Origin of the sequence: Streptomyces sp. W1SF4 (genome assembly GCF_003950035.1) — a bacterium.
GTDB classification, from domain to species: domain Bacteria; phylum Actinomycetota; class Actinomycetes; order Streptomycetales; family Streptomycetaceae; genus Streptomyces; species Streptomyces racemochromogenes.
On record NZ_CP034350.1, the window covers coordinates 1,202,971 to 1,229,878 of the forward strand.

Annotated in this window: 29 protein-coding genes; 16 read left to right on the forward strand and 13 right to left on the reverse strand. The window is 73.5% G+C overall.

The features are described from left to right. Positions 1-13: 13 nt before the first annotated feature. Together D1J60_RS05665 and D1J60_RS05670 are read left to right on the forward strand one after the other, a co-directional pair. Positions 14-982, forward strand: a complete 969-nt coding sequence (locus D1J60_RS05665) for a fibronectin type III domain-containing protein (protein ID WP_241253163.1) — start codon at positions 14-16, stop codon at positions 980-982. A 77-nt stretch (positions 983-1,059) separates the two neighbouring features. Beyond that, positions 1,060-3,201, forward strand: coding sequence for an NB-ARC domain-containing protein (locus D1J60_RS05670; protein WP_241253164.1), 2,142 nt, complete (start codon positions 1,060-1,062; stop codon positions 3,199-3,201). Positions 3,202-3,355: 154 nt separating this feature from the next. On the opposite strand, the gene D1J60_RS05675 is transcribed toward D1J60_RS05670, so the two are convergent. Next, positions 3,356-3,541 (reverse strand): DUF5999 family protein, encoded by a 186-nt coding sequence (locus D1J60_RS05675; RefSeq protein WP_125820377.1) that lies wholly within the window; start codon positions 3,539-3,541, stop codon positions 3,356-3,358. 155 nt (positions 3,542-3,696) lie between these two features. Between D1J60_RS05675 and D1J60_RS05680 the strand changes: the two genes are divergently transcribed. Next, positions 3,697-4,119 (forward strand): SRPBCC family protein, encoded by a 423-nt coding sequence (locus D1J60_RS05680; RefSeq protein WP_125820378.1) that lies wholly within the window; start codon positions 3,697-3,699, stop codon positions 4,117-4,119. 49 nt (positions 4,120-4,168) lie between these two features. After that, on the forward strand, positions 4,169-5,005 hold the full coding sequence (locus D1J60_RS05685; protein ID WP_125820379.1) for a hypothetical protein: 837 nt from the start codon (positions 4,169-4,171) through the stop codon (positions 5,003-5,005). Positions 5,006-5,059: 54 nt separating this feature from the next. On the opposite strand, the gene D1J60_RS05690 is transcribed toward D1J60_RS05685, so the two are convergent. After that, a complete protein-coding gene (locus D1J60_RS05690) occupies positions 5,060-6,289 on the reverse strand; it encodes an acyl-CoA dehydrogenase family protein (RefSeq protein WP_125820380.1) in 1,230 nt (409 codons plus the stop codon). A gap of 177 nt (positions 6,290-6,466) precedes the next feature. Between D1J60_RS05690 and D1J60_RS05695 the strand changes: the two genes are divergently transcribed. After that, positions 6,467-7,111, forward strand: coding sequence for a TetR family transcriptional regulator (locus D1J60_RS05695; protein ID WP_125602021.1), 645 nt, complete (start codon positions 6,467-6,469; stop codon positions 7,109-7,111). Between the two features lie 13 nt (positions 7,112-7,124). Here the strand turns inward: D1J60_RS05695 and def are convergent, their stop codons facing one another. After that, on the reverse strand, positions 7,125-7,673 hold the full coding sequence (gene def / locus D1J60_RS05700; protein WP_125820381.1) for a peptide deformylase: 549 nt from the start codon (positions 7,671-7,673) through the stop codon (positions 7,125-7,127). A gap of 121 nt (positions 7,674-7,794) precedes the next feature. Here def and D1J60_RS05705 point away from each other — a divergent pair, with 121 nt between their 5' ends. The 6 genes from D1J60_RS05705 to D1J60_RS05725 all read left to right on the forward strand — a co-directional run bounded on the left by D1J60_RS05705 (position 7,795) and on the right by D1J60_RS05725 (position 13,068). Beyond that, positions 7,795-9,033 carry a MurT ligase domain-containing protein gene (locus D1J60_RS05705; protein WP_125602014.1) on the forward strand — a complete coding sequence of 413 codons (1,239 nt, stop codon included), beginning with the start codon at positions 7,795-7,797 and terminating at the stop codon, positions 9,031-9,033. A 26-nt stretch (positions 9,034-9,059) separates the two neighbouring features. Continuing rightward, positions 9,060-9,788: a glutamine amidotransferase gene (locus D1J60_RS05710; protein WP_125602011.1), complete on the forward strand. Its 729-nt coding sequence runs from the start codon at positions 9,060-9,062 to the stop codon at positions 9,786-9,788. A gap of 236 nt (positions 9,789-10,024) precedes the next feature. Next, complete coding sequence (locus D1J60_RS05715) at positions 10,025-11,050, forward strand: 6-phosphofructokinase (RefSeq protein WP_007262778.1); 1,026 nt, start codon at positions 10,025-10,027, stop codon at positions 11,048-11,050. Positions 11,051-11,141: 91 nt separating this feature from the next. After that, on the forward strand, positions 11,142-12,098 hold the full coding sequence (locus D1J60_RS05720; RefSeq protein WP_125820382.1) for a cytochrome c oxidase assembly protein: 957 nt from the start codon (positions 11,142-11,144) through the stop codon (positions 12,096-12,098). A gap of 32 nt (positions 12,099-12,130) precedes the next feature. Further along, positions 12,131-12,289, forward strand: a complete 159-nt coding sequence (locus D1J60_RS37160; RefSeq protein WP_164720846.1) for a hypothetical protein — start codon at positions 12,131-12,133, stop codon at positions 12,287-12,289. Positions 12,290-12,357: 68 nt separating this feature from the next. Further along, complete coding sequence (locus D1J60_RS05725) at positions 12,358-13,068, forward strand: lysophospholipid acyltransferase family protein (protein WP_125602004.1); 711 nt, start codon at positions 12,358-12,360, stop codon at positions 13,066-13,068. A gap of 61 nt (positions 13,069-13,129) precedes the next feature. On the opposite strand, the gene D1J60_RS05730 is transcribed toward D1J60_RS05725, so the two are convergent. From D1J60_RS05730 to D1J60_RS05765, 8 genes are all read right to left on the reverse strand, one after another. Further along, positions 13,130-14,797 (reverse strand): alpha/beta hydrolase, encoded by a 1,668-nt coding sequence (locus D1J60_RS05730; RefSeq protein WP_241253165.1) that lies wholly within the window; start codon positions 14,795-14,797, stop codon positions 13,130-13,132. Positions 14,798-14,969: 172 nt separating this feature from the next. After that, complete coding sequence (locus D1J60_RS05735; RefSeq protein ID WP_125820383.1) at positions 14,970-15,755, reverse strand: urease accessory protein UreD; 786 nt, start codon at positions 15,753-15,755, stop codon at positions 14,970-14,972. Continuing rightward, positions 15,752-16,447, reverse strand: coding sequence for an urease accessory protein UreG (ureG, locus tag D1J60_RS05740; protein WP_125606204.1), 696 nt, complete (start codon positions 16,445-16,447; stop codon positions 15,752-15,754). Before ureG ends, D1J60_RS05735 begins: the two co-directional genes overlap by 4 nt. Positions 16,448-16,488: 41 nt before the next feature. Continuing rightward, positions 16,489-17,163, reverse strand: a complete 675-nt coding sequence (locus tag D1J60_RS05745) for an urease accessory UreF family protein (protein ID WP_125820384.1) — start codon at positions 17,161-17,163, stop codon at positions 16,489-16,491. 31 nt (positions 17,164-17,194) lie between these two features. Further along, complete coding sequence (locus tag D1J60_RS05750; protein WP_125820385.1) at positions 17,195-18,916, reverse strand: urease subunit alpha; 1,722 nt, start codon at positions 18,914-18,916, stop codon at positions 17,195-17,197. Further along, a complete protein-coding gene (locus D1J60_RS05755; RefSeq protein WP_125820386.1) occupies positions 18,909-19,220 on the reverse strand; it encodes an urease subunit beta in 312 nt (103 codons plus the stop codon). The genes D1J60_RS05750 and D1J60_RS05755 overlap by 8 nt, the downstream gene beginning before the upstream one ends. A 13-nt stretch (positions 19,221-19,233) precedes the next feature. Then, positions 19,234-19,536 (reverse strand): urease subunit gamma, encoded by a 303-nt coding sequence (locus D1J60_RS05760; protein WP_125820387.1) that lies wholly within the window; start codon positions 19,534-19,536, stop codon positions 19,234-19,236. A gap of 301 nt (positions 19,537-19,837) precedes the next feature. Further along, on the reverse strand, positions 19,838-20,287 hold the full coding sequence (locus D1J60_RS05765; RefSeq protein ID WP_125603067.1) for an ATP-binding protein: 450 nt from the start codon (positions 20,285-20,287) through the stop codon (positions 19,838-19,840). Between the two features lie 197 nt (positions 20,288-20,484). Between D1J60_RS05765 and D1J60_RS05770 the strand changes: the two genes are divergently transcribed. Next, a complete protein-coding gene (locus tag D1J60_RS05770; RefSeq protein WP_125603068.1) occupies positions 20,485-21,369 on the forward strand; it encodes a helix-turn-helix transcriptional regulator in 885 nt (294 codons plus the stop codon). A gap of 14 nt (positions 21,370-21,383) precedes the next feature. Then, positions 21,384-21,605: a DUF397 domain-containing protein gene (locus tag D1J60_RS05775; protein ID WP_125820388.1), complete on the forward strand. Its 222-nt coding sequence runs from the start codon at positions 21,384-21,386 to the stop codon at positions 21,603-21,605. An 8-nt stretch (positions 21,606-21,613) separates the two neighbouring features. Here the strand turns inward: D1J60_RS05775 and D1J60_RS05780 are convergent, their stop codons facing one another. After that, entirely contained in the window at positions 21,614-22,786 is a 1,173-nt protein-coding gene (locus D1J60_RS05780; protein WP_206436487.1) for an 8-amino-7-oxononanoate synthase, read from the reverse strand. 179 nt (positions 22,787-22,965) lie between these two features. On the opposite strand from D1J60_RS05780, the gene bioB reads away from it, so the two are divergent. The 3 genes from bioB to bioD are packed head-to-tail and all read left to right on the forward strand — an operon-like array spanning position 22,966 to position 26,261. Further along, complete coding sequence (bioB, locus tag D1J60_RS05785; protein ID WP_125820389.1) at positions 22,966-24,216, forward strand: biotin synthase BioB; 1,251 nt, start codon at positions 22,966-22,968, stop codon at positions 24,214-24,216. Beyond that, positions 24,209-25,543: an adenosylmethionine--8-amino-7-oxononanoate transaminase gene (locus D1J60_RS05790; RefSeq protein ID WP_125820390.1), complete on the forward strand. Its 1,335-nt coding sequence runs from the start codon at positions 24,209-24,211 to the stop codon at positions 25,541-25,543. The genes bioB and D1J60_RS05790 overlap by 8 nt, the downstream gene beginning before the upstream one ends. 1 nt (position 25,544) lies before the next feature. After that, complete coding sequence (gene bioD, locus D1J60_RS05795) at positions 25,545-26,261, forward strand: dethiobiotin synthase (RefSeq protein WP_125820391.1); 717 nt, start codon at positions 25,545-25,547, stop codon at positions 26,259-26,261. A 51-nt stretch (positions 26,262-26,312) separates the two neighbouring features. On the opposite strand, the gene D1J60_RS05800 is transcribed toward bioD, so the two are convergent. Next, on the reverse strand, positions 26,313-26,879 hold the full coding sequence (locus tag D1J60_RS05800) for a hypothetical protein (RefSeq protein ID WP_125820392.1): 567 nt from the start codon (positions 26,877-26,879) through the stop codon (positions 26,313-26,315). Positions 26,880-26,908 lie beyond the last annotated feature (29 nt).

Genomic DNA, 26,908 nt, shown 5'->3' on the forward strand with positions numbered 1-26,908 from the left:
GAAGGGGCATCCCGTGCGCGGCACCACCTCCCCGCGCCGCGCCGGGGCGGCGGCGCTCGCCCTCTGCCTGGCCGCCGCCCTGGCCGCGTGCGGCGCGGACGGCGACACCCGGCCCCCGCCGGCCCCCACCGGGCTCACCGCGCAGGCGGGCAGCGCCACTTCGGTCCACGTGATGTGGCGGGCACCCGCCGCCACCGACGGGGTCGGCGGCTACCAGGTGTTCCAGGGAGGCCGGTTGGTCCGGGAGGTCCCCGCCGACAAGACCATGACCGACATCACCGACCTCGCCCCGGGGACCGCGTACACCTTCACCGTCCGCGCCAAGGACGCCGCCGGGAACCGCTCCCCGTTCAGCGCCCCCGCCGGGGCGACCACCCCGGCCGCCAAGGCGGAGGACCACCAGGCCCCCACCGCCCCGCCCACCGCGGACGGCCGCGCCGAGGGACCCCACGAGGCCCGGCTGAGCTGGGGCGCGGCGACCGACGACACCGGCGTGACCGCGTACGACGTCTACCAGGCCGGCGTCCGCGTCCACACCGCCCCCGGCACGGCCGGCTCCACCACCGTCACCGGGCTGCAGCCGGGCACCGCCTACGTGTTCACCGTCCGCGCCCGCGACGGCTCCGACAACTCCTCCCCGGACGGCCCGCCCGTGGCGGTGACCACCCCCGCCGACCCCGCTCGGGCCCCGGACACGGCCCCCGGCTCCTTCACCGCCGCCGCGTCCCCCGGCGCGGTGGAGCTGACCTGGACCGCCCCCGGCACCGGCCGCACCACGAGCGAGTACCAGCTCTACGTCAACGACCGGCCCGTCACGGTCATCCAGTTCGGCGCCGGGGCCGTGCCGCAGGGCCGGGCCGCCTACCGGCTCACCACGACCGAGCCGGCCGGGACGGTCTGGACCGTGAAACTGCGCGCCCGGCTGCCCGACGGCAACTGGGGCGCCTTCTCCGAGGAACGGCGGATCCTGCTGGCCGGCTGACCGCGGCCGGGCCGGCCGCGGAGCCCATCCGTCCCGAACGGCAGACCCCGCGAAAGAAGATCGCGCACAATACATCCGTGTTCGGTGAGTACTCGGTCAACCACAATCAGGCAGACTCCACGTGCGGCGACCCCGCACCGGACCCGGCCACCCCCCAGCGACACCTGCCGGGCAACCTGCCCCCGGAAACGGCCGGGTTCATCGGCCGCGAGGACGAACTTGACACCCTCGAACGCCTGTTGGGCGAACGAAGACTGGTCACCCTGACCGGGGTCGGCGGCGTCGGCAAGTCCCGGCTCGCCCTGCGCGCCGCCACCCGCCGCAGCCGGTCCCCCCGGCCCGGCGGCCCGGGCCCCGGCCGCGCCTGGCCCGACGGGATCTGGTGGGTGGAACTCTCGCCGCTGCGCGACCCCGCGCTGCTCACCACGACCGTCGCGCACGCCATCGGCCTCGCCGACCACTCCGTGCACCCCCTCGACGAGGAACTGTGCGCGTGGATGGCCGACAAGGCCCTGCTGCTCGTCCTCGACACCTGCGAGCACATGGTCTCCGAGGTCCGCCACCTCGCGGGCGAACTGCTGCAGTCCGCACCCGGACTGACGGTCCTGGCCACCTCCCGCGAACGGCTCGACTCCCCCGGCGAGACGGTGCTCGAAGTCCGGCCGCTGCCCTGCGAGGGGCCCGACAGCGAGGCCCTCGCCCTCTTCCGGGCGAGCGCCCTCGCCGCCAGCCCCACCGCCTCCGCCGTCTTCGCCGACCCCGCCCGGTCCGGCACCGCCGCCGAACTGTGCCGGCGGCTGGACGGCATCCCGCTCGCCCTGGAACTGGCCGGGGCCCGGATGCGGCTGTGGAGCCTGGAGCAGATGGCGCAGCGCCTCGGGACGCGCTTCGAGGTGCTGTCCGGGACCCGCGCCGCGCTCCCGGCCCGGCACCAGACCATGCGGACCGCGATCGGCTGGAGCCACGAGCTGTGCGAGCCGGTGGAGCGGCTGCTGTGGGCCCGCCTCTCCGTGTTCAGCGGGGACTTCGACGTCGCCGCCGCCCGCGCCGTGTGCGCCGGCGGGCCGCTGCCGGCCGCGCGGGTGGAACGGGTACTGGAGGGGCTGGTCGCCAAGTCCGTCGTACGCCGGTCCCGGGAACGCGGGGCCGGCTCCCGCTACCGGATGCTCGACACCATCCGGGAGTTCGGCCACGACTGGCTCGCGGAGCTGGACGAGGTGCGGGCCGTCGCGGATCGTCACGCCCACTGGTACGCGGCGCTCTGCGGGGCCGCCGACCGGGGCTGGCTGGGGCCCGGCCAGCTGGACTGGTACCGCAGGACGAGCGCCGAGCACGCGCAGCTGCGCACCGCCCTGGAGCACCTGCTCGGCACGGACCCCGCGGCGGCCCTGGAGATGGCCGGGGCCCTGTGGTTCTTCTGGTTCTCGTGCGGGCACGTCCACGAGGGCCGGGGCTTCCTGGAGCGGGCCCTGCGCGGGGCGCCCGAACCCGGGGCCGCCCGGGTCCAGGCGCAGTGGGCGCTCGGGCTGACGATGCTGCTCCAGGGCGACATGGACGGGGCCCGGGCGATGGGCGCCGAGTGCGTCCGGGCGGCGGCCCTGCTCGCCGACCCGGAACGGCGGCTGCGCGCCGCCTACCTGCGGGCCGTGTCGATCCTGATGCCGGGCGACCCGGTGGGGGCGCTCGCGCTGGCGGGGCCCCGGGCGCGGGCGGCGCACGAGGGGCGGGCCGACGGGCCGGGGCGGCTGCTGTGCCGGCTGGTGACGGCGTACGCCCTGTGCGACCTCGGGCGCTACGAGGAGGCCGCCGAGGAGGCGTACGGGCTGCGCGAGGCGTGCGCGGACCTGGGCGAGCGCTGGCTGCGGGCGTACGCGGACTACGTGCTGGCCGTCGCGGCGCTGGGGCTCGGCGAGTACGGCGAGGCCGCGCGGCACGTACGGGCCATGCTGTCCGGGAAACGGCTGCTGGGCGACCGCTTCGGCATCGCGCTGGGCCTGGACGTGCTGGCGGCGGCGGTGGCCGGCCTCGGCGACGGGGAGCTGGCGGCGCGCCTGCTCGGCACCGGGCACGCCTGGTGGCGCACGGTGGGCAGGCCGCAGATGGGCTCGCCCTCGCTGACGGCCCTGCGGGACCAAGGCGAGCGGCAGGCCAGGGCGGCGATCGGCGACGCGGCGTACGAGACCGCGTTCCGGGGTGGTGCGGCGGCGCCCACCGGCTAGACACGGCCCAGGGTCCGGCCGGTGGGCGGCGTAATGCCCGGGCTCCCGTCAGTACGGGAGGGGTCTGCCCGACGGTGTGCGCAGGTCCAGGTCTCGGGGGGCGGGCTTGGGGACGGGCTTGCGGATCAGCTGCTGACGCATGCTGCCTCCTCGCTCAGACCAACGCCGGGCGACGGGGTTCCACCGTCCGGCCTTCGGGGAGCAGTTCGCCGGTGTCGTCGAAGATGACCACCCCGTTGCAGAGCAGGCTCCAGCCCTGTTCGGGGTGGGAGGCCACGACGCGCGCGGCCTCGTGGTCGGGACTGTCGGCGGGCGGGCAGGGGGGCTGGTGGGAGCACATGGCGCACCTCCTCGCAGTGTGGGGCGGGAGGGCCGGTGGTCACCCGGTCGAACCCACGATCCACGGTGGCGGTGAGTATTACCGATCGCCACCCTCCGGCGGAAGCCATATTCGACGTCCAGTTCAGGGTGTGTATGCCCGCTTACCATGCGCTCATGCCAGACATCCGGATCATTCGCCGCACGCCCCTCCCGCCGGCCGAGGTGTGGAGGCGGCTCACGGACTGGGAACGCCACGGCGAACAGGTGCCGCTGACCCGGACGACCATCGAGACGGAGCCGCCGACGCGCGCCGGAACGCGCTTCACCGCGCGCACGGGAGTGGGAAGCGTCACGTTCGACGACACCATGGAGGTCGTCGTCTGGGAGCCCCCGCGACTGGTCCGGCTGGAGAAGCGCGGCAGGGCGGTGACGGGCTGGGCCGAGATCGAGCTCCGCCCGGCCCCCGGCGGGGGCACGGAGGTCCACTGGCGCGAGGACGTGCGCCTGCGCCCCCTCCCCCGCGCCCTGGACCCCCTGGTGGCCCGCGCGGGCCACCGCGTCTTCGCCCGGGCCCTGGACCGGCTGCTGCGGCCCTGACCGGCCGGGCTAGGGTGCCGTGATCATCACGCACCCCCGGGAGGGTTCCTTGGCCACACCCCCGCCCGGGTACGGCGCCGGCCCGTACGGCCCGTACCCCCCGCAGCAGGTCCCTCAGCCGGGCCCGTACGCCGCACCGCCCGGCCCGTACGCCGTGCAACCGGGTTCGCACCCCCCGCCGCCGGGCCCGTACGCCCCCGCGTCGGCGTATCCCGCGCAGCCGGGTCCCTCCGCCCCGCAGCCGGCGTACGCCGTGCCGCCGCAGGGGGCCGGGGACGGCTGCCGGGTGTGCGGGTGCCGGCCCGCCGCCCCCGCCACCGTGCGCGGCCACCAGGGCCTGCTCGTGGTGATGCGGTTCCTCAGCCTGCCCGGGCCGTTCTGCCGCGACTGCGGTACGGCCACCTACCGCCGGATGTCCTCGGACACCCTCTGGCAGGGCTGGTGGGGGCCGCTGTCGGTGTTCATCACCCCGTTCACGCTGCTGCTCAACCTCGGACCCCGGGCGGCGTTCCGGCGCCTCGCGGAGCCCGCGGGCGGCTTCCGGCCCCCGCTGGACCCGGGGAAGCCCCTGTGGCGGCGGCCGCCGGCGCTGCTCCTGCTCGTACCGGCCCTGCTGGTCGCCGTCGGCGTCCCGGCGCTCGTCGTGGTGGGCCTGCTGATCCGCGAGGAGGCCCCGCCGGTGCTGGCGGTCGGCCAGTGCGTGCGCAACACGGGTGACTGGAAGGACCAGGACCTGGTGGTCACGGACTGCGGGTCGGCCCGGGCGCAGTTCCGCGTGAGCAAGCGGCTCACCACGGGCGCGGCCTGCGCCGCGGGGGACTTCCTCTCCGACCCGAAGTACGGCGGCGACGGCTGGACCCTGAACTGCCTCACCCCGCTGCGCTGAAGCGGGCCGCCCCGCCCCGGGAGGACCCGGGGCGGGGCGGGGGGGCCGCCGCGGCTAGCGGATCGGCATGCCCGACAGGGTGCGGGCGATCACCAGGCGCTGGATCTCGCTCGTCCCCTCGAAGATCGTGTAGATGGCCGCGTCCCGGTGCATCCGCTCCACCGGGTACTCCCGGGTGAAGCCGTTGCCGCCGAGGATCTGGACCGCCTGGGCGGTGACCTTCTTCGCCACCTCGCTCGCGAAGAGCTTCGACATCGAACCCTCGGCCGAGGTGAACGGCTTGCCGGCGACCGCCATCCAGGACGCCCGCCACACCAGCAGCCGGGCCGCGTCGATCTGCGTGCGCATGTCCGCGAGCTGGAAGGCCACGCCCTGGTTGTCGATGATCGGGCGGCCGAACTGGGTGCGGGTCCTGGCGTAGTCGAGGGCGACCTCGTACGCGGCACGGGCCGTGCCGACGGCCATGGCGCCGACGGCCGGCCGGGAGGCCTCGAAGGTGGCCATCGCGGCGTTCTTGACCCTCTCCCCGCCGCCCGCCGCCGCCCGCTCGCGGGCCCGGGCGAGGCGCTCGTCGAGCTTCTCCTTGCCGCCGAGCAGGCAGGAGCCGGGGATCCGTACGTCCTCCAGGACCACCTCGGCGGTGTGCGAGGCGCGGATGCCGTGCTTCTTGAACTTCTGGCCCTGGGACAGACCGGGGGTGTTCGGCGGCACGATGAAGGAGGCGTGGCCCTTGGTGCCGAGCTCGGGGTCGACCACGGCGACGACGATGTGGACGTTGGCGATGCCGCCGTTGGTGGCCCAGGTCTTGGTGCCGTTCAGCACCCACTCGTCCTTGGCCTGGTCGTAGACGGCCCGGGTGCGCATCGCTCCGACGTCGGAGCCGGCGTCCGGCTCGGAGGAGCAGAAGGCGGCGACCTTGACGTCGTCGGGGGTCCCGTACATCTGCGGGATCCACGTGCCGATCTGCTCCTCGGTGCCGTTGGCGACGACCCCGATGGCCGCGAGGCCGGTTCCGACGATGGACAGGGCGATGCCGGCGTCGCCCCAGAACAGCTCCTCCATGGCCATGGGGATGCCGAGGCCGGTCGGGTCGAAGAACTGCTGGGCGTAGAAGTCCAGCGAGTAGATGCCGACCTTGGCCGCCTCCTGGATGACGGGCCACGGAGTCTCTTCGCGCTCGTCCCATTCGGCGGCCGCGGGCCTGATCACGTCGGCGGCGAAGCCGTGGATCCAGTCCCGGACCTGCCTCTGGTCCTCGTTGAGCTCCATGGTGAACTCCGCCATGTCCCCTCCAGCTGTCTCACACGGTTACCGTTACTGCCGGTAACCCTCATCGTGGCCACAGTCTGTTACCGGCCGGTAAGCACTGTCAAGCGCCGCCGATTCGGTGACGGGGGTACGCGGGGTGTTACGTTGCGTGGGCGTCACGCACCATCGCAAGGGCGGGGAGAGAAACACGTCATGGAGACCAGTCAGCAGCCGGGCGAGCCGGGAGCGGGAGAACGCCGCCGGCGCGAGCTGCTCGAAGCGGCGGACCGCGTCGTGCTCAGGGACGGCCCCAAGGCCTCGATGAACGCCATCGCGGCCGAGGCCGGCATCACCAAGCCGATCCTCTACCGGCACTTCGGCGACAAGGCGGGCCTCTACCAGGCACTCGCCGTACGCCACACCGACGCCCTGCTCGACTCCCTGCGGGCCGCGCTCGACGCCCCGGCCGAACGCCGCAAGCGGGTGGAGTCCACCCTGGACACCTACCTCGCCGCCATCGAGGCCCGCCCGCAGGTCTACCGGTTCCTGATGCACCCCGCCGAGGACTCCCACAGCAACGAGCGCGGCTTCGACGTCGGCCTGCACTCCGCCCCGCTGCTGCGCCGCCTCGGCGAGGAACTGGCGGAGGTGGTCGGCGAACGGGTCGACCTCGGCCCCGGCGGCGAACAGCTCGCCCGGATCTGGGGCCACGGCATCGTCGGCATGATGCACGCCGCCGGCGACTGGTGGCTCGGCGAACGCCCCTGCGAGCGGGCCGCGCTGGTGGCCGGCCTCACCGACCTGCTCTGGGGCCGCCTGGCCACCGCCGGCAACCGCGCGGACGGCCCCGGCTTCTGACCCGCGCCGCCGTTCAGGCCTTGCCGCCGCCCCACGGGGCCCTGGCGATGGCCCGGCGCAGCCGGCGGGCGCGCAGGCCGGTCACCCGGTCCGCGTAGACCGTGCCGTCGAGGTGGTCGCACTCGTGCTGGAGGCACCGGGCGAAGAACCCGGTCCCCTCCACGCGCACCGGGGCCCCGTCGGAGGTGACCCCCTCGACGACCGCCCGGTCGAAGCGGACGGTGCCGGCCTCCAGGCCGGGCAGCGACAGGCAGCCCTCGGGGCCGCGGAACTCGTCGCCGTCCGCCTCGACCAGCCGGGGGTTGACGACGTGTCCCACATGGCGGACGTCCTCGTCGTCGGGGCAGTCGTAGACGAAGACCCGCAGCCCCGTCCCGATCTGGTTCGCGGCCAGCCCGACGCCCTGGGCGGCGTACATCGTGGCGAACATGTCCTCGATGAGCCGGTCGAGTTCGGGCCCGAAGTCGGTGACCTCGGCACAGGGAGAGTGCAGCACCGGGTCGCCCAGCAGGGTCATCGGGCGTACGGAACCGGTGGTACCGGGGAGGGGACGCTGTCGCATGGCGGTAAGGGTACGACGGGCGAATATATGAGGAGATCCGCGGCGACCTGGGGCGCCGCGGTCAAGGCCGCGGCCGGTACTGGATAGGCTGGGGCGACCGACGCTAGGAGGACAAGGGACGATGGCAGGCAACACGGAGCCGCTTTCGCCGCGGGCCAAGCTGGCCGTGACGGCGGGCAAGGCCGCGGCGGCGGTGTCGCGGGCCGCGGGACGCGGAAGCGGATCGGTGATCGGAGGCAAGGTCGCACTCAGGCTGGACCCCGATCTTCTCGGCGCGCTGGCGCAGCATCTCGATGTCGTCCTCGTCTCCGCGACGAACGGCAAGACCACGACGACCCGCCTGATCGCGGAGGCCCTGCGGGCCAGCGGTCCGGTCGTGTCCAACGCGCTGGGCGCGAACATGCCGGCCGGCATCACCTCGGCGCTCGCCGGCGGCTCGGACGCCAAGTACGGCGTCATCGAGGTGGACGAGAAGTACCTGGCCGGGGTGGCCCGGGACGTCACCCCCAAGGTGATCGCCCTGCTGAACCTCTCCCGTGACCAGCTGGACCGCGCTGCCGAGACCCGCATGCTCGCCGAGAAGTGGCGCGAGGGGCTCCAGGGCTCCAAGGCGGTCGTGGTCGCGAACTGCGACGACCCCCTGATCGTGTGGTCGGCGTCCTCGTCGCAGAACGTGGTGTGGGTGGCGGCCGGCCAGGAGTGGAAGGACGACGCCTGGTCGTGCCCCTCCTGCGGTGGCGTCATGCAGCGCCCGGGCGACGACTGGTTCTGCGGCGAGTGCGGCTTCCGCCGCCCCGCACCGAGCTGGGTGCTCTCCGGCGACCACGTGCTCGACCCGCACGGCAGCGCCTGGCCGATCCACCTCCAGCTGCCCGGCCGAGCCAACAAGGCCAACGCCGCCACCTCGGCCGCCGTGGCCGCCGTGTTCGGCGTGCCGCCGCAGGTCGCGCTGGAGCGCATGTACCAGGTGCAGGCCGTGGCCGGCCGCTACGACGTGGTCAGCTTCATGAACCGCGACCTGCGCCTGCTGCTCGCGAAGAACCCGGCGGGCTGGCTCGAAACGTTTTCGCTGATCGACGGGCCCCCGGCGCCGGTGGTCCTCGCGGTCAACGCCCGCGGCGCGGACGGCACCGACACCTCCTGGCTGTGGGACGTGGACTACCCGCGCCTCGCCGGGCACCCGATCTTCGTGATCGGCGACCGCAAGCTCGACCTCGCGGTCCGCCTCGAGGTCGCCGGCCTGGACTTCCGCGTCTGCGAGACCATCGACGAGGCCGTCCAGCTGGCGCCGCCCGGGCAGATCGAGCTCATCGCCAACTACACGGCCTTCCAGGACGTGCGCCGCCGCGTCGGCAACTAGTACCCGTACCTTCGAAGGACAAGAGCATGAGCGACAACAGCCTGCGTCTGGTGTGGGTCTACCCCGACCTGCTCAGCACGTACGGAGACCAGGGCAACTGCCTCGTCGTGGAGCGCCGGGCGCGCCAGCGCGGGCTGGACGTGCAGCGCGTGGACGTGCGCAGCGACCAGCCCATCCCGACCTCGGGCGACATCTACCTGATCGGCGGCGGTGAGGACCGGCCGCAGCGGCTGGCCGCCGAGCGGCTGCTGCGCGACGGCGGCCTGGAGCGCGCCGTCTCGAACGGGGCGATCGTCTTCTCCGTCTGCGCCGGGTACCAGATCCTCGGCAACGAGTTCGTCAACGACATGGGCGAGCGCCAGCCGGGCCTGGGCCTGCTGGACGTGGTGACCGTGCGCGGCGAGGGCGAGCGGTGCGTCGGCGACGTCATCGCCGACATCGACCCGCGCCTGGGCCTGCCGCAGCTGACGGGCTTCGAGAACCACCAGGGCATCACGCACCTCGGCCCGACGGCGCGGCCGTTCGCCCGGGTGACGATGGGCCGCGGCAACGGCACCGGCGACGGCACCGAGGGCGCGTACAACGACACCGTCTTCGGAACGTACATGCACGGCCCCGTGATGGCGCGGAACCCGCTCATCGCGGACCACCTGCTGAAGCTGGCCCTCGACGTGAACGCGCTGCCGGCCATGGACGACCGCTGGTACGACGCGCTGCGCGCGGAGCGCATGGCGGCCGCCACGCAGTCCGCGTAGGGGCGCTCGCGCGCCTGCCGCACGGCCTCCGGCCCGGATCCCCTCGGGGGTCCGGGCCGGTGTGCGTCCGGCTGGTGTGCGTTCGGTCGGTGTGCGTTCGTACGATCTTCTGTTTGTTCCGACCATCCTGTGGAGGATGGTTCAGTCCGGCGGGAAACCGCTTGTAGGGTGACGGGTAGTTCCAACCGGACGACGTGGTCCGGTCGTCGGCCCACGTTGCAAAGGTTCTTCCTGCCATGCGCATTGGTGTGCTCACTTCCGGCGGCGACTGCCCCGGCCTGAACGCCGTCATCCGCTCCGTCGTACACCGCGCCGTCGTCGACCACGGCGACGAGGTCATCGGCTTCCACGACGGCTGGCGCGGCCTCCTGGAGTGCGACTACCGCAAGCTCGACCTGGACTCCGTCGCCGGCATCCTGGCCCGCGGCGGCACCATCCTCGGCTCCTCCCGGGTCCAGCCGGCGCACCTGCGCGACGGCGTGGAGCGGGCCCGCGGGCACGTCGCGGACCTCGGCCTGGACGCCATCATCCCGATCGGCGGCGAGGGCACCCTGAAGGCGGCCAACCTGCTCGCCCAGGGCGGCCTGCCGATCGTGGGCGTGCCGAAGACCATCGACAACGACATCGCCTCCACGGACGTCACCTTCGGCTTCGACACCGCCGTCGGGGTCGCCACCGACGCCCTGGACCGGCTGAAGACCACCGCCGAGTCCCACCAGCGCGTGATGGTCGTCGAGGTCATGGGCCGCCACACCGGCTGGATCGCCCTGCACTCGGGCATGGCGGCCGGCGCGCACGCCATCGTCGTCCCGGAGCGCCCCTTCGACATCGAGGAGCTGACGGCGATCGTCGGCGAGCGCTTCTCGGCGGGCAAGCGGTTCGCGATCGTCGTGGTCGCCGAGGGCGCCAAGCCCCTCCCCGGCACGATGGAGTACCAGGCGGGCGGCAAGGACCAGTACGGGCACGAGCGCTTCGCCGGCATCGGCAACATCCTGGCCGTCGAACTGGAGCGGCGCCTGGGCAAGGAGGCCCGCCCGGTCATCCTGGGCCACGTCCAGCGCGGCGGCACGCCCACCGCCTACGACCGGGTCCTGGCCACCCGCTTCGGCTGGCACGCGGTGGAGGCGGCGCACCGCGGCGAGTTCGGCATGCTGACGGCCCTGCGCGGCACGGACATCGTGATGGTCCCCCTGGCCGAGGCCACCTCGACCCTGAAGACGGTCCCGACGGACCGCTACGACGAGGCCCAGAACGTTCTGTGATGTTTCCCCCCTTCTGAGACCGCCCCCGGACACGATCGCGTCCGGGGGCGGCATTACTGTGGTGGGGCGCCACAGTCAAGGGAGTGAAGGCATGGATCACAGCGGGCACGGCATGGACATGAACATGGACCTGCCGCCGTTCACTCTCGGGCGCGGACTGGAGTTCTCCTTCGACGCCTTCTTCCTGTTCGGCTCCCTGCTGGGGCTCGCCCTGTACGGGTGGGGCGTGTGGCGGCTGCGCGGACGCGGGGACTCCTGGCCGGTGGGCCGGACCCTCGCCTTCGTCGCCGGCGTGCTGACGGTGATGCTGGTGATGTGCACCAAGCTGAACGACTACGGCATGGTCATGTTCAGCGTGCACATGGTCCAGCACATGGTGATCAGCATGGTCACCCCGATCCTGCTGCTGCTCGGGGCGCCGGTGACGCTGGCCCTGCGGGCGCTGCCGCCGGCGGCGCGCGGGCACAAGGGGCCGCGCGAGCTGCTCCTGATGCTGCTGCACAGCCGGTACATGCGGATCGTCACCCACCCGGCCTTCACCATCCCGATGTTCATCGCGAGCCTCTACGCGCTGTACTTCACCCCGCTCTTCGACTTCCTGATGGAGAGCAGGGCCGGCCACATCGGCATGATGGTCCACTTCCTGGCCGTCGGCCTGATCTTCTTCTGGCCGATCATGGGCGTGGACCCGGGCCCGCACCGCCCCGGCTACGTGATGCGCATGCTGGAGCTGTTCGCCGGCATGCCCTTCCACGCCTTCTTCGGCATCGCCCTGATGATGGCGAGCGAGCCGATGATCAAGACGTACGCGAACCCGCCGGCCTCCCTGGACATCGACCCGCTGCTCGACCAGCAGTGGGGCGGCGGCATCGCCTGGGCCTTCAGCGAGATCCCCTCGGTGCTGGTGCTGATCGCCCTGATCTACCAGTGGTACCGCTCCGAGCAGCGGGTGGCGCGGCGCTCGGACCGGGCCGCCGACCGGGACGGCGACAAGGAGCTCGCCGCCTACAACGCGTATCTCGCCTCGCTCCGGCAGCGCGGCCAGTAGCGCGGAACCCGTATCAGGAGCCACCATGGGGCATGACCGGATCCGTTAAGGCGATGGCCGTCACGACCTTCGCCGCTCTGGTGGCCGTCTCCACGTACTCGGTGGCGCTCGGCAGCAACGGCTGGCTGTGGTTCGGCTGGGTGGTGCTGGGGCTGCTCACGATGGGGCTTGCCGCTTCACACAGCGCATGACCCTCCCGGCCCCCCGTTGACCGTCCGTAGGATGGCCGTGACATAGCGGCATCGACGGGAGCGGCCTGGTGTTCTACCACTTGCTCAAACACGTACTGCTCGGTCCGCTGCTGCGGCTGCTGTTCCGGCCGCGGATCGAGGGGCTGGAGAACATCCCCGCGGAGGGCGCGGCGATCGTCGCGGGCAACCACCTGTCCTTCTCGGACCACTTCCTGATGCCCGCGATCCTCTCGCGCCGGATCACCTTCCTCGCCAAGGCCGAGTACTTCACCGGGCCCGGCCTCAAGGGCCGGCTGACCGCCGCCTTCTTCCGCAGCGCCGGGCAGATCCCGGTGGACCGCTCCGGCAAGGACGCCGGGCAGGCGGCCCTGCGCGAGGGGCTCGGCGTGCTGTCCAAGGGCGAGCTGCTCGGGATCTACCCGGAGGGCACCCGCTCCCACGACGGGCGGCTCTACAAGGGCAAGGTCGGCGTGGCGGCCATGGCCCTGGGCGCGGGGGTGCCGGTGGTGCCGTGCGCGATGCTCGGGACCTTCGAGATCCAGCCGCCCGGCCAGAAGCTCCCGAAGATCCGGCGGGTCACGATCCGCTTCGGGGCTCCGCTGGAGTTCTCCCGGTACGCGGGCATGGAGGGCGAGCGGGCCGTGCTGCGCGCGGTCACGGACGAGATCATGTACGCGATCCTGGGCCTCTCCGGCCAGGAGTACGTGGACCGGTACGCGGCCGAGGTCAAGGCCGAGGAGGAGGAGAAGCGGAAGAAGGCCCGGCGCTCCTCGCGCTGAGCCTTCTCCCGCTCTTTCCCACGGGTACCGCCAGGTACCGTCAGGTACTGCCGGGGGGTCCTTAGCGGACGACCGCCGGGAGCTCCTCGTGCTGCGGCAGCGCGGCGGCCGGGGCCTCCGCGAGGGACTTCGCCGCGGCCGGGGCCGGCGGCACCGGGGTGGCGTGCGGGCCGCACTTCACGTCCTGGGCGTCGACCTTGCCGGTGAGCAGGTAGGCGTCCACGCGGGTGTTGATGCAGGGGTTCACCAGGCTGGTGACGCCGTGCGAGCCGGCGTTCTGCTCGGTGATCAGGCGCGAGCCCGCCAGGCGGCGGTGCAGCTCGACGGCGCCCTGGTACGGGGTGGCCGCGTCACGCTCGGACTGGACGATCAGGACCGGGGCGATGCCGCGCTTGGCGCCGACCTCGATCGGGGTGCTCTGCTTGGACTTCCAGGTCGCGCAGGGGAGGTTCATCCACGCGTTCGACCAGGTCAGGAACGGGTACTTCTTGTGCAGCTCGGAGTTGTCCCGGTCCCACTTGGCCCAGCTGGTGGGCCACTTGGCGTCGGCGCACTCCACCGCGGTGTACACGGCGTTGCTGTTCTCGGAAGCGGCATTGCCCTTGGTGTCGGACATGTCCGGGGCGATGGCCTCGATCAGCGGCTTCTCGTCACCGGCGGCCCAGGCGCTGAACGCCTGCGCGACCGGGACCCACGAGGAGTCGTAGTACGGGGCGCCCTGGAAGAAGCCGATCAGCTCGGCCGGGCCGACGACGCCGCCGAGCGGGTTGGCCTTGGCCTTGCCGCGCAGCTCCTGGTACTTGGCCTCGACCTTGGCGCGGGTGTCGCCGAGGTGGAAGACGGCGTCGTTCTTGGCGACCCAGTCCTGCCAGTCGTTCCAGCGCATCTGGAAGGCGACGTCCTGCTCCAGGTTGGCCTGGTACCAGATGTTGTCGGTGGCCGGGTTGACCACGCTGTCGACGATCATGCGGCGCACGTGGCCCGGGAAGAGGGTCGCGTAGACCCCGCCCAGGTAGGTGCCGTAGGAGACGCCGAGGTAGTTCAGCTTCTGCTCGCCGAGGGCGGCCCGGATGACGTCCAGGTCGCGCGCGGTGTTCGGCGTGGTCATGTGCGGCAGCATCTCGCCGCTGCGCTCCTTGCAGCCGTCCGCGTACTCGGCGGCGAGCTTGCGCTGGGCGCGCTTGTCGGCCTCGCTGGACGGGACCGGGTCGGCCTTGGGGGCCTTGACGAACTCCTGCGGGTCGATGCAGGAGATCGGCGCGGAGTGGCCGACGCCGCGGGGGTCGAAGCCCACGAAGTCGTAGGCCTTGGAGGTGTTGACCCACAGCGGGCTCTTGGTGGTGATCCGGCGCGGGAAGCGCATGCCGGAACCGCCCGGGCCGCCCGGGTTGTAGACGAGGGCGCCCTGGCGCTCCTCCTTGGTGCCCGTGCTGACGGCACGGTCGACGGCGAGCTCGATCGTCTTGCCGAAGGGCTTGGTGTAGTCGAGCGGGACCTTGACCCAGCCGCACTGGATCGGCTTCTCGAAGCCCCAGTCGGCAGGACAGTCCTTCCAGTCGATGCCGGCGCGCGCGGCGCGGGCGGCGGCGATCTGGACGCCGATCGCCTCGGCACCGCCGTTGTCCCGGCCGGCCGGAGCGGCCGAGGCCGGCGGCGCGAGCAGCAGGCCCGCGGCCAGCGCGCCGGTGATGAGAGTGGCGGCGCTCCCCAGCGTCGCATTGCGTATCACGTGGTTGATCCCCCTGGTCATGTGCCGCCCGGAGCGGCAGGTTTGGGACAGGGGGATCCTTTCGTCTGACCGGTACCCGGCAACAGAGCGCGGTCCAGTTCTTTGCCAACCCGATAACCGGAAACGTGTGTACCGCTGAGCGGTGTCCCATTACCCCGCTTCTGTCCCCCCGTCACCACCCGTAGGTGCGCAGCGCCCCGTCGAGGAGTTCGCGCAGCCGCAGCGCGTCCGGGGCGAGGGCCGTGACGAGCACGGCCGGTCCGGCCAGCGGGGTGGCCGCGGCGAACTCGCCCAGGACGGCGGCCCGCGGCGGGTCCTGCGCGAAGCGGGGGTCGACGACCAGGAGCTGGCCGAGGGCGCGGTGGCCCGCCGTGACGGCCGGGCCGTCCCAGCCGCCCGGTGCGCCGGGGCCGCAGGACAGCTCCTGGTCCAGCAGGGGCCGGCCGTCCCGGGTGACCGTGAGCCGGCTGCGCAGCAGGCCGGGGGCCTCGGCGCTGCGTCCCAGCACCTGTTCCTCGCGCAGCAGGAGGCGGGCGGTGGGGGCCAGTTCGGCGCGGGTGGTGGCGCGCAGGTCGCTGCCGCGCACGGAGACGAGCGGTTCCGGCAGCCAGCGCACCGCCGCCCCGTCGGCGAGCGAGAGCCGTACGTCGTACTGCGCGGGCTCCGCGGTGCGGCCGGGCAGGGCCAGGGTGGCGGCCGCCGAGCGCAGCGCGAGGCGGGCGCCGGGTCCCGCCTCGGCCTCCACCGTGAGGTGGTCGCCGCCGAGGGGGGCGCTCATCGCGCCGACCAGCATCACTCCCGCCTCGGCGTCCTCGCCGCGGGTGCGGCGCAGGGCGAGCGGCCCCTCCCCGGCCAGCAGGGGCAGGGCGGTGCCGCCGCGCCCGTCGGCGGCGGCGCGGATGCGGGCGGTGGCGCGGAGGGCGGCCGGGTGGAGGGCGGCGGGGGGCGCGCTGGTCACCGTACGGCCCAGGCGGCGATCCGGGCGCGCACCCACTCGGCCACCGGGGCGACGCCCTCGGGGCCGCGCAGGGACTGGAAGGCGACGGGCAGGTCGCCGCGCTGGGCGGCGGCGTCGCGGGCCATGCGTTCCAGGTCGGAGCCGACGTGGGGGGCGAGGTCGGTCTTGTTGACGACCAGGAGGTCGGAGGTGGTGACGCCGGGGCCGCCCTTGCGGGGGATGTCGTCGCCGCCGGCCACGTCGATGACGAAGATCTGGGCGTCGACCAGGCCCCGGGAGAAGGTGGCGGTCAGGTTGTCGCCGCCGGATTCGACGAGGATCAGGTCGAGGGGGGCGCTGCCGAGGAAGGCCTCCTCCAGCTCCTCCACGGCCTCCAGGTTGGCGGAGATGTCGTCGCGGATGGCGGTGTGGGGACAGGCTCCGGTCTCGACGGCGCTGATCCGCTCCGGGGGCAGGACGGCCTCGCGGAGCAGGAACTCGGCGTCCTCCCGGGTGTAGATGTCGTTGGTGACGACGGCCATGGACAGTTCGGTGCGCAGGGCGCGGCAGAGGGCGGCGACGGTGGCGGTCTTGCCGGAGCCGACGGGTCCGCCGAGGCCCACGCGCAGGGCGCGCCGGGTGCCGTCGGCGCGCAGCGGGAGAGCGGCGTGGGTGTGGCGGCGGGGGTAGGTCACGTCGTGGTCGAGGTGCACGGCAGGTCTCCAAAAAGGGGAAGGGGTGGGGGTGCTCGCGCTCAGGAGGCGAAGAGGCGTACCGCCCAGTCGGCATGTACCTCCGCCGCGATCTCCAGCAGCGGTGAGGAGGCCGCCGGCAGCACGTCCGCGCCCTCGGTGCGGGCGAGCAGGGCGGCCTCGGCCGCCCGGGCGGCGACGGCGTCGAGGTCGGGGGCGAGGCGGGCGAGGACGGCGCTGGCCTCGAAGGGATCGAGGCCCAGCAGCCGTACCGTCGCCGTGGCCGGCCCGCTGACGCTCTCGTACGCCGCCACGTGCGCGGCGTCCGGCGCACCGAGCCCGGCGGCCCGGGCGGCGAGGCCGAGCACGACGGGCTGGTGGGCGCCGCGCGGGAAGGCGGCGGCCAGCGCGTCGAGTTCGGCGGCGGGCCAGATGGCGCGGGCGGCCCGCAGCAGCTGCCGGCCGAGCCGCCGCGCGGCGGCGCGCAGCGCGGGCGAGGGGGTGCGGGCGTCGGCGGCGGCGTCGAGTGCGGCCGGGTCGAGGCCGAGGGCGGCGGCCGCGGCCAGCCCGGCGGCGGTGAGCCCGGCGGTGTGCAGCCGGCCCCGGCAGAACTGCTCCAGGGTGGCGGCGTCGTGGATGCGGCCGGCCTTGCAGGCGGCCTCCGCCCCGCCGGAGTGGGCGTGCCCTCCGGCGGGAAAGCGGCCGTCCGCGAGTACGAGCAGCGCGGCGAGGCTCATCGGCGGGGACCCATCGGAGTTCGGGGGCCCATCAGAAGAGGAAGTATCTCTGTGCCATGGGCAGTTCGGCCGCGGGTGCCGGCTCCACCGCCTCGCCGTCGATGGTGACGGTGAAGGTGTCGGGGTCGACCCGTACGTCCGGCATGGCGTCGTTGTTGCGCATGTCCGCCTTGCCGAGCTTGCGGGTGTTCTCGATGGCGGTGAACCTCTTGCCGAGGCCGAGGCGTTCGGGGAGGCCGTCGTCGAGGGCGGCCTGCGAGGTGAAGTTGAAGGAGTTGAGGGCGGGCGCGCGTCCGATGCCGCCGTACATGGGCCGGGGCAGGACCGGCTGCGGGGTGGGGATGGAGGCGTTGGCGTCGCCCATCTGCGCGTACGCGATCTGGCCGCCCTTGACGACGAGCTCGGGCTTGACGCCGAAGAAGGCGGGGGTCCACAGCACCAGGTCGGCGAGCTTGCCGACCTCGACGGAGCCGATCTCCCTGGCGAGGCCCTGGGCCACGGCGGGGTTGATCGTGTACTTGGCGACGTAGCGGCGGGCGCGGTGGTTGTCGGCGGGGCCGTCGCCGGGGAGGAAGCCGCGGCGCTGCTTCATCACGTGGGCGGTCTGCCAGGTGCGCAGCACGACCTCGCCGACGCGGCCCATGGCCTGGGAGTCGGAGGAGATGATGGAGATGGCCCCGAGGTCGTGGAGGACGTCCTCGGCGGCGATGGTGGAGGGCCGGATCCGGGACTCGGCGAAGGCGAGGTCCTCGGGGACGGCGGGGTTGAGGTGGTGGCAGACCATCAGCATGTCGAGGTGTTCCTCGACGGTGTTGAGGGTGTGCGGGCGGGTGGGGTTGGTGGAGCTGGGCAGGACGTTGGGCTCGGAGACCACGGTGATGATGTCGGGTGCGTGGCCGCCGCCCGCGCCCTCGGTGTGGTACGAGTGGATGGTCCGCCCGGCGATGGCCGCGAGGGTGTCGGCGACGAAGCCGGCCTCGTTGAGGGTGTCGGTGTGGATGGCGACCTGGGCGCCGGTCTCGTCGGCGACGCTCAGGCAGGCGTCGATGGCGGCGGGGGTGGCCCCCCAGTCCTCGTGGATCTTGAAGCCGAGTGCTCCGCCGCGCAGCTGGGAGAGCATGCCCTCGCGGGACATGGTGTTGCCCTTGCCGAGCAGGCCGATGTTGACGGGGTAGGCCTCCAGGGCCGCGAACATCCGGGCGAGGTGCCAGGGGCCGGGGGTGACGGTGGTGGCCTTGGAGCCCTCGGCGGGGCCGGTGCCGCCGCCGACGAGGGTGGTGATGCCGGAGGCGAGGGCCTCGTCGACGACGGTCGGGGAGATGAAGTGCACGTGGGCGTCGATGGCGCCGGCGGTGAGGATCTTCCCGTTGCCCGCGATGATCTCGGTTTCGGGGCCGATGACGAGTGCGGGGTCGACGCCGTCCATCGTGTCGGGGTTGCCGGCCTTGCCGATCCCGCAGATGCGGCCGTCCGCGATGCCGACGTCGGCCTTGACGACGCCCCAGTGGTCGAGGACGACCACGCCGGTGATGACCGTGTCGGGGGCGCCCTCGGCGCGCGTGGTGCGGGCCTGTCCCATGGACTCGCGGATGACCTTGCCGCCGCCGAAGACGGCCTCGTCGCCGGAGTTGCCGGGTCCGCCGCTGAGGTCCCGTTCGATCTCGACGAAGAGGGCGGTGTCGGCGAGCCGGATCCGGTCACCGGTGGTCGGCCCGAAGAGGTCGGTGTAGGCCCGGCGGGAGAGTTCAGCCATCGAGCGGCCCTCCGGTCTCGCCGCGCAGTCCGGGCACGGTGCGCCGTCCGCCGATGGGTACGAGTTCCACGGCGACGGGGATGCCCGGCTCGAAGCGGACGGCGGTGCCGGCGGCGATGTTCAGGCGCAGGCCGTGCGCGGCCCGCCGGTCGAAGTCGAGGCCGGGGTTGGCCTCGGCGAAGTGGTAGTGGGAGCCGACCTGTACGGGCCGGTCGGCGGCGTTGAGGACGGTGAGGCGGGTGACGGGGCGGCCTTCGTTGAGGCGCACCGGGCCGTCCCCGTGGACGATCTCGCCGGGGATCATGCTGCGCTCCCGCTCAGACGATCGGGTCGTGGACGGTGACGAGCTTGGTGCCGTCGGGGAAGGTGGCCTCGACCTGGACGTCGTGGATCATCTCGGGGATGCCCTCCATGACCTCCGCCCGGGTGAGCACGGTGCGGCCGGATGCCATCAGCTCGGCCACGGTCCGCCCGTCGCGGGCGCCTTCGAGGAGGTGCGAGGTGATCAGGGCGACGGCCTCGGGGTGGTTGAGGAGCACCCCGCGCGCCCTGCGCCGCGCGGCCACGTCGGCCGCCACGTGGATCAGGAGTCTCTCTTGTTCGTGTGGTGTCAATTGCACCTGTATCACCAAGCTTCCGGGACATGGTCGTCGTCGCGCCGGGGAGTGACCGTACCGGCCGGTCAACTCTTTGTTGACCTGCGCTTATCCGTGCCAAGCGTCTCTTGCCCAACACAGGACGAGGCTTTCCGTCCCGATCACCGCCGCTTTACCGGAGCGTGGGTGATCTTTGGCGGAAGAGCGAGGACCATACCGTAGGGGCCTTACTTTTCCGCCGAGTTAACACACGTTTCGGGAAGGCTCCCGGTTCAATGCCGCCCCGGTCCCGGCGGGGCGGTTCGTATACGGCCGGCGGCCGGGTTCAGCAGCCCCTGAGGGTGCGCGCGGAGGCGTCGGCGGGCCAGGGCAGGGCGATCCACACGGTCTTGCCGCCGTCCTCGGTGGGGGTGACCGAGAGCCGGCCGCCTGCCTCGGCCGCGAGCCAGCGGATGATGACCATGCCGCGGCCGTTGTCCTGCTGGACGGCGGCGGGGAGCCGCTTGGGCCAGCGCGGGTGACTGTCCGTCACTCCCACGCGCAGCCATTCCTCGCGTTCGAGGCGGACGTCGACGGTGAAGGTGGGCGACTGGCCGAAGGTGTGCTGCACGGAGTTGGTGGCGAGTTCGGAGACGATGAGCCGGACGGTGTCCGCGGTGCCCGCGTCCTCGGGCAGTCCCCAGTCGCTCAGTACCCGGGCCACGTAGCGGCGGGCGGCGGCCACCGACACCGGATCGCTCGGCAGAGTGACGGATGCTTCCAGCTGATCTGCCATGGCGACGTCCCTTTCCCACCGGGACGGAGCCGCCCCGGATCTACGCTGAGCGCCAGAGTGCCACCCATCGTGCCGCCGTTTCCGCCGTTCCCCCAAGATATGCATATATCTGTCGCTCAATGCGGTGAACTCTGCTACGGAAGAGCGTATTTGGAGGGCAGACTGGTGCGAGGTGTGCCGGTGGAAGGAGAGCGGGTATGCAGCACGGTCCCGCGGTGCGTCGGCGCAAACTCGGCGAGGAGCTGCGTGCCCTGCGCGACCGCTCCGGGCTCACCAGCGGCGAGGTGGCGCGCATCGTCGGCTGGCACCAGTCGAAGGTCAGCCGGATCGAGACGGGCCGCAGCGGTGTGAAGACGGAGGACATCCGGCTGCTGCTGGACGCCTACGGGGACGTGGTGAGCGCCCAGCAGCGCGCGCTGCTGGAGGCCCTGGGGGCCTCGGCGGCCGGCCCGGCGGCGAGCGGGGACGCGGCGCGGGGGCGGCAGTGGTGGCACGACTACCGGGGCCTGCTCCCGCAGGAGTACCGGGACTTCATCAGCCTGGAGGCCGGGGCCCGATCGGCGCGGACCGTCGAGCTGTCGGTGGTGCCGGGGCTGCTCCAGACGCCGGACTACGCGCGGGCGGTGACCCGGGCCGCGCTGGGCGGGCTGCCGGAGCCGAAGGTGGACGCGCTGGTCGACGTACGGCTGGCGCGGCAGGCGGTGCTGCGGTCCGATCCGCCGCTGGAGCTGAGCGCCGTGCTGGACGAGGCGGTGCTGCGCCGGCAGATCGGCGGGCCGGGGGTGATGGAGGAGCAGCTGCGGCATCTGGTGGAGGTGGGGCGGCTGCCCCAAGTGCGGCTGCAGGTGCTGCCGTTCACCGTGGGGGGCCATCTCGGCCTGACCGGACCGTTCGTAATTTTCTCATTTCCGAACATCGCCGATCTGGATGTGGTGGTGCTCGACCATTTGACGAGTAGCCTCTATCTGGAGCGGAAGGAAGACCTTGAGGCGTACAGCGCCGCGTTCCGCACCATCCAGGCGCACGCCCTCCCGCCCCGTGACTCGTCGGATCTGATCAGCTCTATCGCTGACGACGCGTAGAAGGAGGCACCCCCGTGTCCGCAACCCCCTTATCCACCAGCGGACTTCTGAAAAGCGCGCGGTGGCGGCGGAGCAGCCGCAGCACCGGAATGAACAACTGCGTGGAAGCCGCCGCCCTCAGCGGCGGCCTGCTGGCCGTCCGCGACTCCAAGCGGACGGACGGCCCGGCCGTGCTCTTCACCGGGCCGGCCTGGGACGGCTTCCTCGCTTCCGTAAGGGCGGACGTGCGCGTGTGACGTGACGCCTAGCGGTCCGTGGCCCCGGCCGGAGCGGTCCGCAGGACCGTGCCGACGGCCCGGCTGATCTCGTCCCCCGTGAGATCCGCCCGAGCCGTCAGCCGCAGCCGGGAGATGCCGTCCGGCACCGACGGCGGACGGAAGCACCCCACGGACAGACCTGCCTCGCGGCAGTCGGCGGCCCAGCGCAGTGCCGCCGAAGCCGACGGGGCCCGAACCGACACCACGGCCGCGTCCGGCCGGGCCGCGGTCAGGCCGGACGCGGTGAGCCGCCCGTACAGCTCGGCGGCCACCTCCCGGACCCGGGCCGCCCGCTCCGGCTCCCGCTCCAGCAGGCGCAGGCTCGCCAGCGCCGCACCGGCGGCGGCCGGGGCCAGCCCGGTGTCGAAGATGAAGGCGCGGGCCGTGTTGACCAGGTGCCGGATGACCTTGGCCGGCCCCAGCACGGCGCCGCCCTGGCTGCCCAGTGACTTCGAGAGGGTCACCGTGGCGACCACCCCCGGCGCTCCCGCGAGCCCGGCGGCGTGCAGCGCGCCGCGGCCGCCCTCGCCCAGCACCCCCAGCCCGTGCGCGTCGTCCACGACCAGCGCCGCGCCCTCGGCCCGGCAGGCGGCACGGTAGCCGTCGAGCGGGGCGGCGTCCCCGTCGACGGAGAACACCGAGTCGGTCACCAGCAGCGCCCGGCCCCCGTGCCCGGCCAGGGTCTTGCGGGCCGTCTCCGGGTCGCCGTGCGGGGTGACCGCGACCTCGGCCCGCGAGAGCCGGCAGCCGTCGACGATCGAGGCGTGGTTCCCGGCGTCGGAGACGACGAGCGTGCCGCGGCCGCTGAGCGCGGTGACGGCGGCGAGGTTCGCGGCGTATCCGGACGAAAGCACCAGAGCGGACTCGAACCCCGTGAACGCGGCGAGTTCCCGCTCCAGTTCGGCATGAAGTTCGGTCGAGCCCGTGACCAGGCGCGATCCAGTGGCCCCCGCACCCCAGCGCTCGGCCGCCGCGCAGGCACCCCGCACGGTCTCCGGGTGCCGGGACAGCCCCAGGTAGTCGTTGCTCGCCAGGTCCAGCAGGGGCGAGGAGGCGGGCCTCGGGCGCAGGGTCCGCACCAGCCCGGCCTGCTCTCGGACGCGCTCCGCGCCGTCGATCCAGGCGAAGACGTCCTCGGGTTGCGGGGTGTGCTCGGTCATCGGCGGTCCTCGCGTCGCGTCTCGCGATGTGTCTCGCGTTTTGTCGGCAGTCGACAGATCTGCTCGACCCTATCCGCCGGGACCCGAGGGACTGGTGTGGCGATCCACACACCTCCTTCCGGCCATGTTGTCCGATCTCTCCTTGGCCGGGAGTGGTCGCGTGGGACAGGATCGGGCGCATGGACCTGCTGAACACCCTGGTGGAAAAGGGACTGCGGCGCGAGCTGCCGACCCGCGAGGAGGCGCTCGCCGTACTGGCGACCTCCGACGACGAACTGCTCGACGTGGTGGCCGCTGCCGGCAAGGTGCGCCGCCAGTGGTTCGGGCGCCGCGTCAAGCTGAACTACCTGGTCAACCTGAAGTCGGGGCTCTGCCCCGAGGACTGCTCGTACTGCTCCCAGCGTCTGGGGTCGAAGGCCGAGATCCTCAAGTACACGTGGCTCAAGCCCGACGAGGCCTCCAAGGCGGCCGCGGCCGGCGTCGCCGGCGGCGCCAAGCGGGTCTGCCTCGTGGCCAGCGGCCGCGGTCCGACCGACCGTGACGTGGCCCGCGTCGGCGAGACGATCGCCGCCATCAAGGAGCAGAACGAGGGCGTTGAGGTCTGCGCCTGCCTGGGGCTGCTCGCCGAGGGCCAGGCGGAGAAGCTCCGTGAGGCGGGTGCGGACGCCTACAACCACAACCTGAACACCTCCGAGGCCACGTACGGCCAGATCACCAAGACGCACACCTACGCGGACCGTGTCGACACGGTGCAGAAGGCGCACGCGGCGGGCCTGTCGGCCTGCTCCGGCCTGATCGCCGGCATGGGCGAGAGCGACGAGGACCTGGTCGACGTCGTCTACTCGCTGCGCGAGCTGGACTCGGACTCCGTCCCGGTCAACTTCCTGATCCCCTTCGAGGGCACCCCGCTGGCCAAGGAGTGGAACCTCACCCCGCAGCGCTGCCTGCGGATCCTCGCGATGGTCCGCTTCGTCTGCCCCGACGTGGAGGTCCGGATCGCCGGCGGCCGCGAGGTGCACCTGCGCTCGATGCAGCCGCTGGCGCTGCACATCGCCAACTCCATCTTCCTCGGCGACTACCTCACCAGTGAGGGCCAGGCCGGCCAGGCCGACCTCGACATGATCGCGGACGCCGGTTTCGAGGTCGAGGGCGCCGGTACGACCACCCTGCCCGCACACCGCGCCGACGCCGCGGCCGCCGCCCCCGCGGGCGGCATGTGCGGTTCCTCGGCCGGCGGCTGCGGCCCCGCGGCCGACGCCGACGCGGAGGCCGGCGCCGGGGCCCACGGCTGCGGCTCCGCCTGCGGCGGCTGCTCCGGACACGCCGAGCAGGCGCCGGCGCCCGCCCAGGCGGAGGCCGGAGAGGTGCGTTCGGACCTGGTGGCGGTGCGCCGGCGCGGCGCGGGGACGGACGTCGCCCCCAATGCGTGACCAGTTCCCGCTGCACGACCCGCTCGACCCGGCGTCGGACACGGCGGAGCTGCTCGCCCTGGACCGGCAGCACGTCTGGCACCCGTACGGCCCGATGCCCGGGCGGCAGGAGACCCTCGTGGTCTCCTCCGCCTCGGGGGTCCGGCTGCGGCTCGCCTCCCCCGCCCAGGGGCGGGAGGAGCTGGTCGACGGCATGTCCTCCTGGTGGTCGGCGATCCACGGCTACAACCACCCGGTCCTGAACGAGGCCGCGGCCTCGCAGCTGGGCCGGATGTCGCACGTGATGTTCGGCGGGCTCACCCACGAGCCCGCCGTCCGGCTGGCCGCCCGGCTGGTGGAGATCACCCCGGCCGGGCTGGAACACGTCTTCCTCTCGGACTCCGGGTCGGTGGCCGTCGAGGTCGCCGTCAAGATGTGCCTGCAGTACTGGCGTTCGCTGGGCCGCACCGGCAAGACCCGGCTGCTGACCTGGCGCGGCGGCTACCACGGCGACACCTGGCAGCCGATGGCCGTGTGCGACCCCGACGGCGGCATGCACGAGCTGTGGCAGGGGCACCTGCCCCGGCAGGTCTTCGCCGACGCCCCGCCCGGGGACTTCGACACCCCCGTGGACCCCGGGTACGCGGACCACCTGCGCTCCCTGGTCGCCGCGCACGCCGACGAACTCGCCGCGGTGATCGTGGAGCCGGTGGTGCAGGGCGCGGGCGGCATGCGCTTCCACCACCCCGGTTACCTGCGGCTGCTGCGCGAGCTGTGCGACGAGTACGGGGTCCTGCTGATCCTGGACGAGATCGCGACGGGCTTCGGCCGCACGGGCGCGCTCTTCGCCGCCGACCACGCGGGCATCACCCCGGACGTCATGTGCCTGGGCAAGTCCCTCACCGGCGGCTACCTCACCCTCGCGGCCACCCTGTGCACCGAGCGGGTCGCCGACGGGATCTCGCGGGGCGAGGTCCCGGTGCTGGCGCACGGGCCGACCTTCATGGGCAACCCGCTCGCCACGGCCGTGGCCCTGGCCTCGATCGACCTGCTGCTCGGCCAGGACTGGGCCGGCGATGTCAAGCGGATCGAGGCGGGCCTGCGCGAGGGCCTCGCCGGCGCCCGCGCCGTACCCGGGGTCAAGGACGTACGCGTGCTCGGGGCCATCGGCGTGATCCAGCTCGACCACCCGGTCGACGTGTGGGCGGCCACCCGGGCGGCGGTCCGCGAGGGCGTCTGGCTGCGCCCGTTCCGCGACCTGATCTACACCATGCCCCCGTTCGTCACCGGCGACGCCGACGTGGCCCGGATCTGCCGCGCGGCCGTCGCAGCGGCGCAGGAAGGCTGAGATGTCCGTAGTCGTCGTGTCCGGGACGGGCACGGAGATCGGCAAGACGGTAGTCACCGCGGCCGTCGCGACCGCCGCGCTGGCCGCGGGGCGTTCGGTGGCGGTGCTCAAGCCCGCCCAGACCGGGGTCGGCCCGGACGAGCCCGGGGACGCCGCCGAGGTCGTACGGCTCGCCGGCCCGGCCGTGACGGCGCGGGAACTGGCCCGCTACCCCGAGCCCCTGGCCCCGGACACCGCCGCGCGGCGCTCCGGGCTGGCGACGCTGACCCCTGCGGGGATCGCGGAGGCGGCCGCGCGGCTGGCCGCCGAGCACGACCTGGTGCTCGTGGAGGGCGCGGGCGGGCTGCTCGTGCGCTTCGACGAGGAGGGCCACACCCTGGCGGACGCGGCGCGGCTGCTGGCGGCGCCGGTGCTGGTGGTGGCGTCGGCGGGGCTGGGCACGCTGAACAGCACCGACCTCACGGCGCAGGCCCTGGCGGCCCGGTCCGTGAAGGGGCTCGGGGTGGTGGTCGGCAGCTGGCCCGCGGCTCCCGACCTGGCGTCCCGGTGCAACCTCGCCGACCTCCCCAAGTCCGGGCTCCCGCTGCTGGGGGCCGTGCCGGAGGGGGCCGGCGCCCTGGAGCCCGCCGCCTTCCGCGCGGCCGCGCCGGGCTGGCTGGGGGCCGCGCTGGACGGCACCTGGTCGGCGGAGTCCTTCCTCGCCGAGTGGCCCGCCTGACCTGCGGCGCGGGCGGGGCCGGCGGGGGGTCAGTGGCGGGTCAGTGGCGGGTCAGTGGCCCCCTGCCGGCTCCTTGCAGCCGCCCTCCACGTACACCCCGTGCGCCTCGACGCGGGCGGGGTCCGCGGCCCGCCCCGACACGCAGGGGCCGGTGCCGGGGACCATCAGCGCGAAGCCGGGTCCCTGGCCGGCGCTCCCCTCGTACACGTCGCCGGCGTCGACGGGGTAGCCCAGGCGGCGCAGCAGCGTGGTCAGTGCGGCGGGGTCCGCCGCGTGCGCGGCGGCCAGCTCCGTCCTGATCCGGGCCGCGTGGGCCTCCCCGCGGCAGCGGGCGGCGGGGCTCAGCTCCGTCTGCTGCCGGTACGCGTGGTTCTCCGCGTACTTGCGCGACTCGGGATCCGTCGGCCCGCTGCCGCCGCCGGCGGCAGCGGCCGTCGGCGAGGCGGTGGCGGTGGCACAGCGGGCCGCGACCTCCGCGAGGAACGCGGCGTTCGGATCGGCCGCAGGCGCCTGGGCCCGGGGTGCCGGCGCCGGGCCGGAGGCGCAGCCGGCGAGCAGGAGCGCCGCGGCGAACAGCGCGGCGGCCGTGCCCCGGACAGGTGCGGTGCGGGACGTCAAGGTCGTGCCTTCCTTCTGTGCGGGGCCCC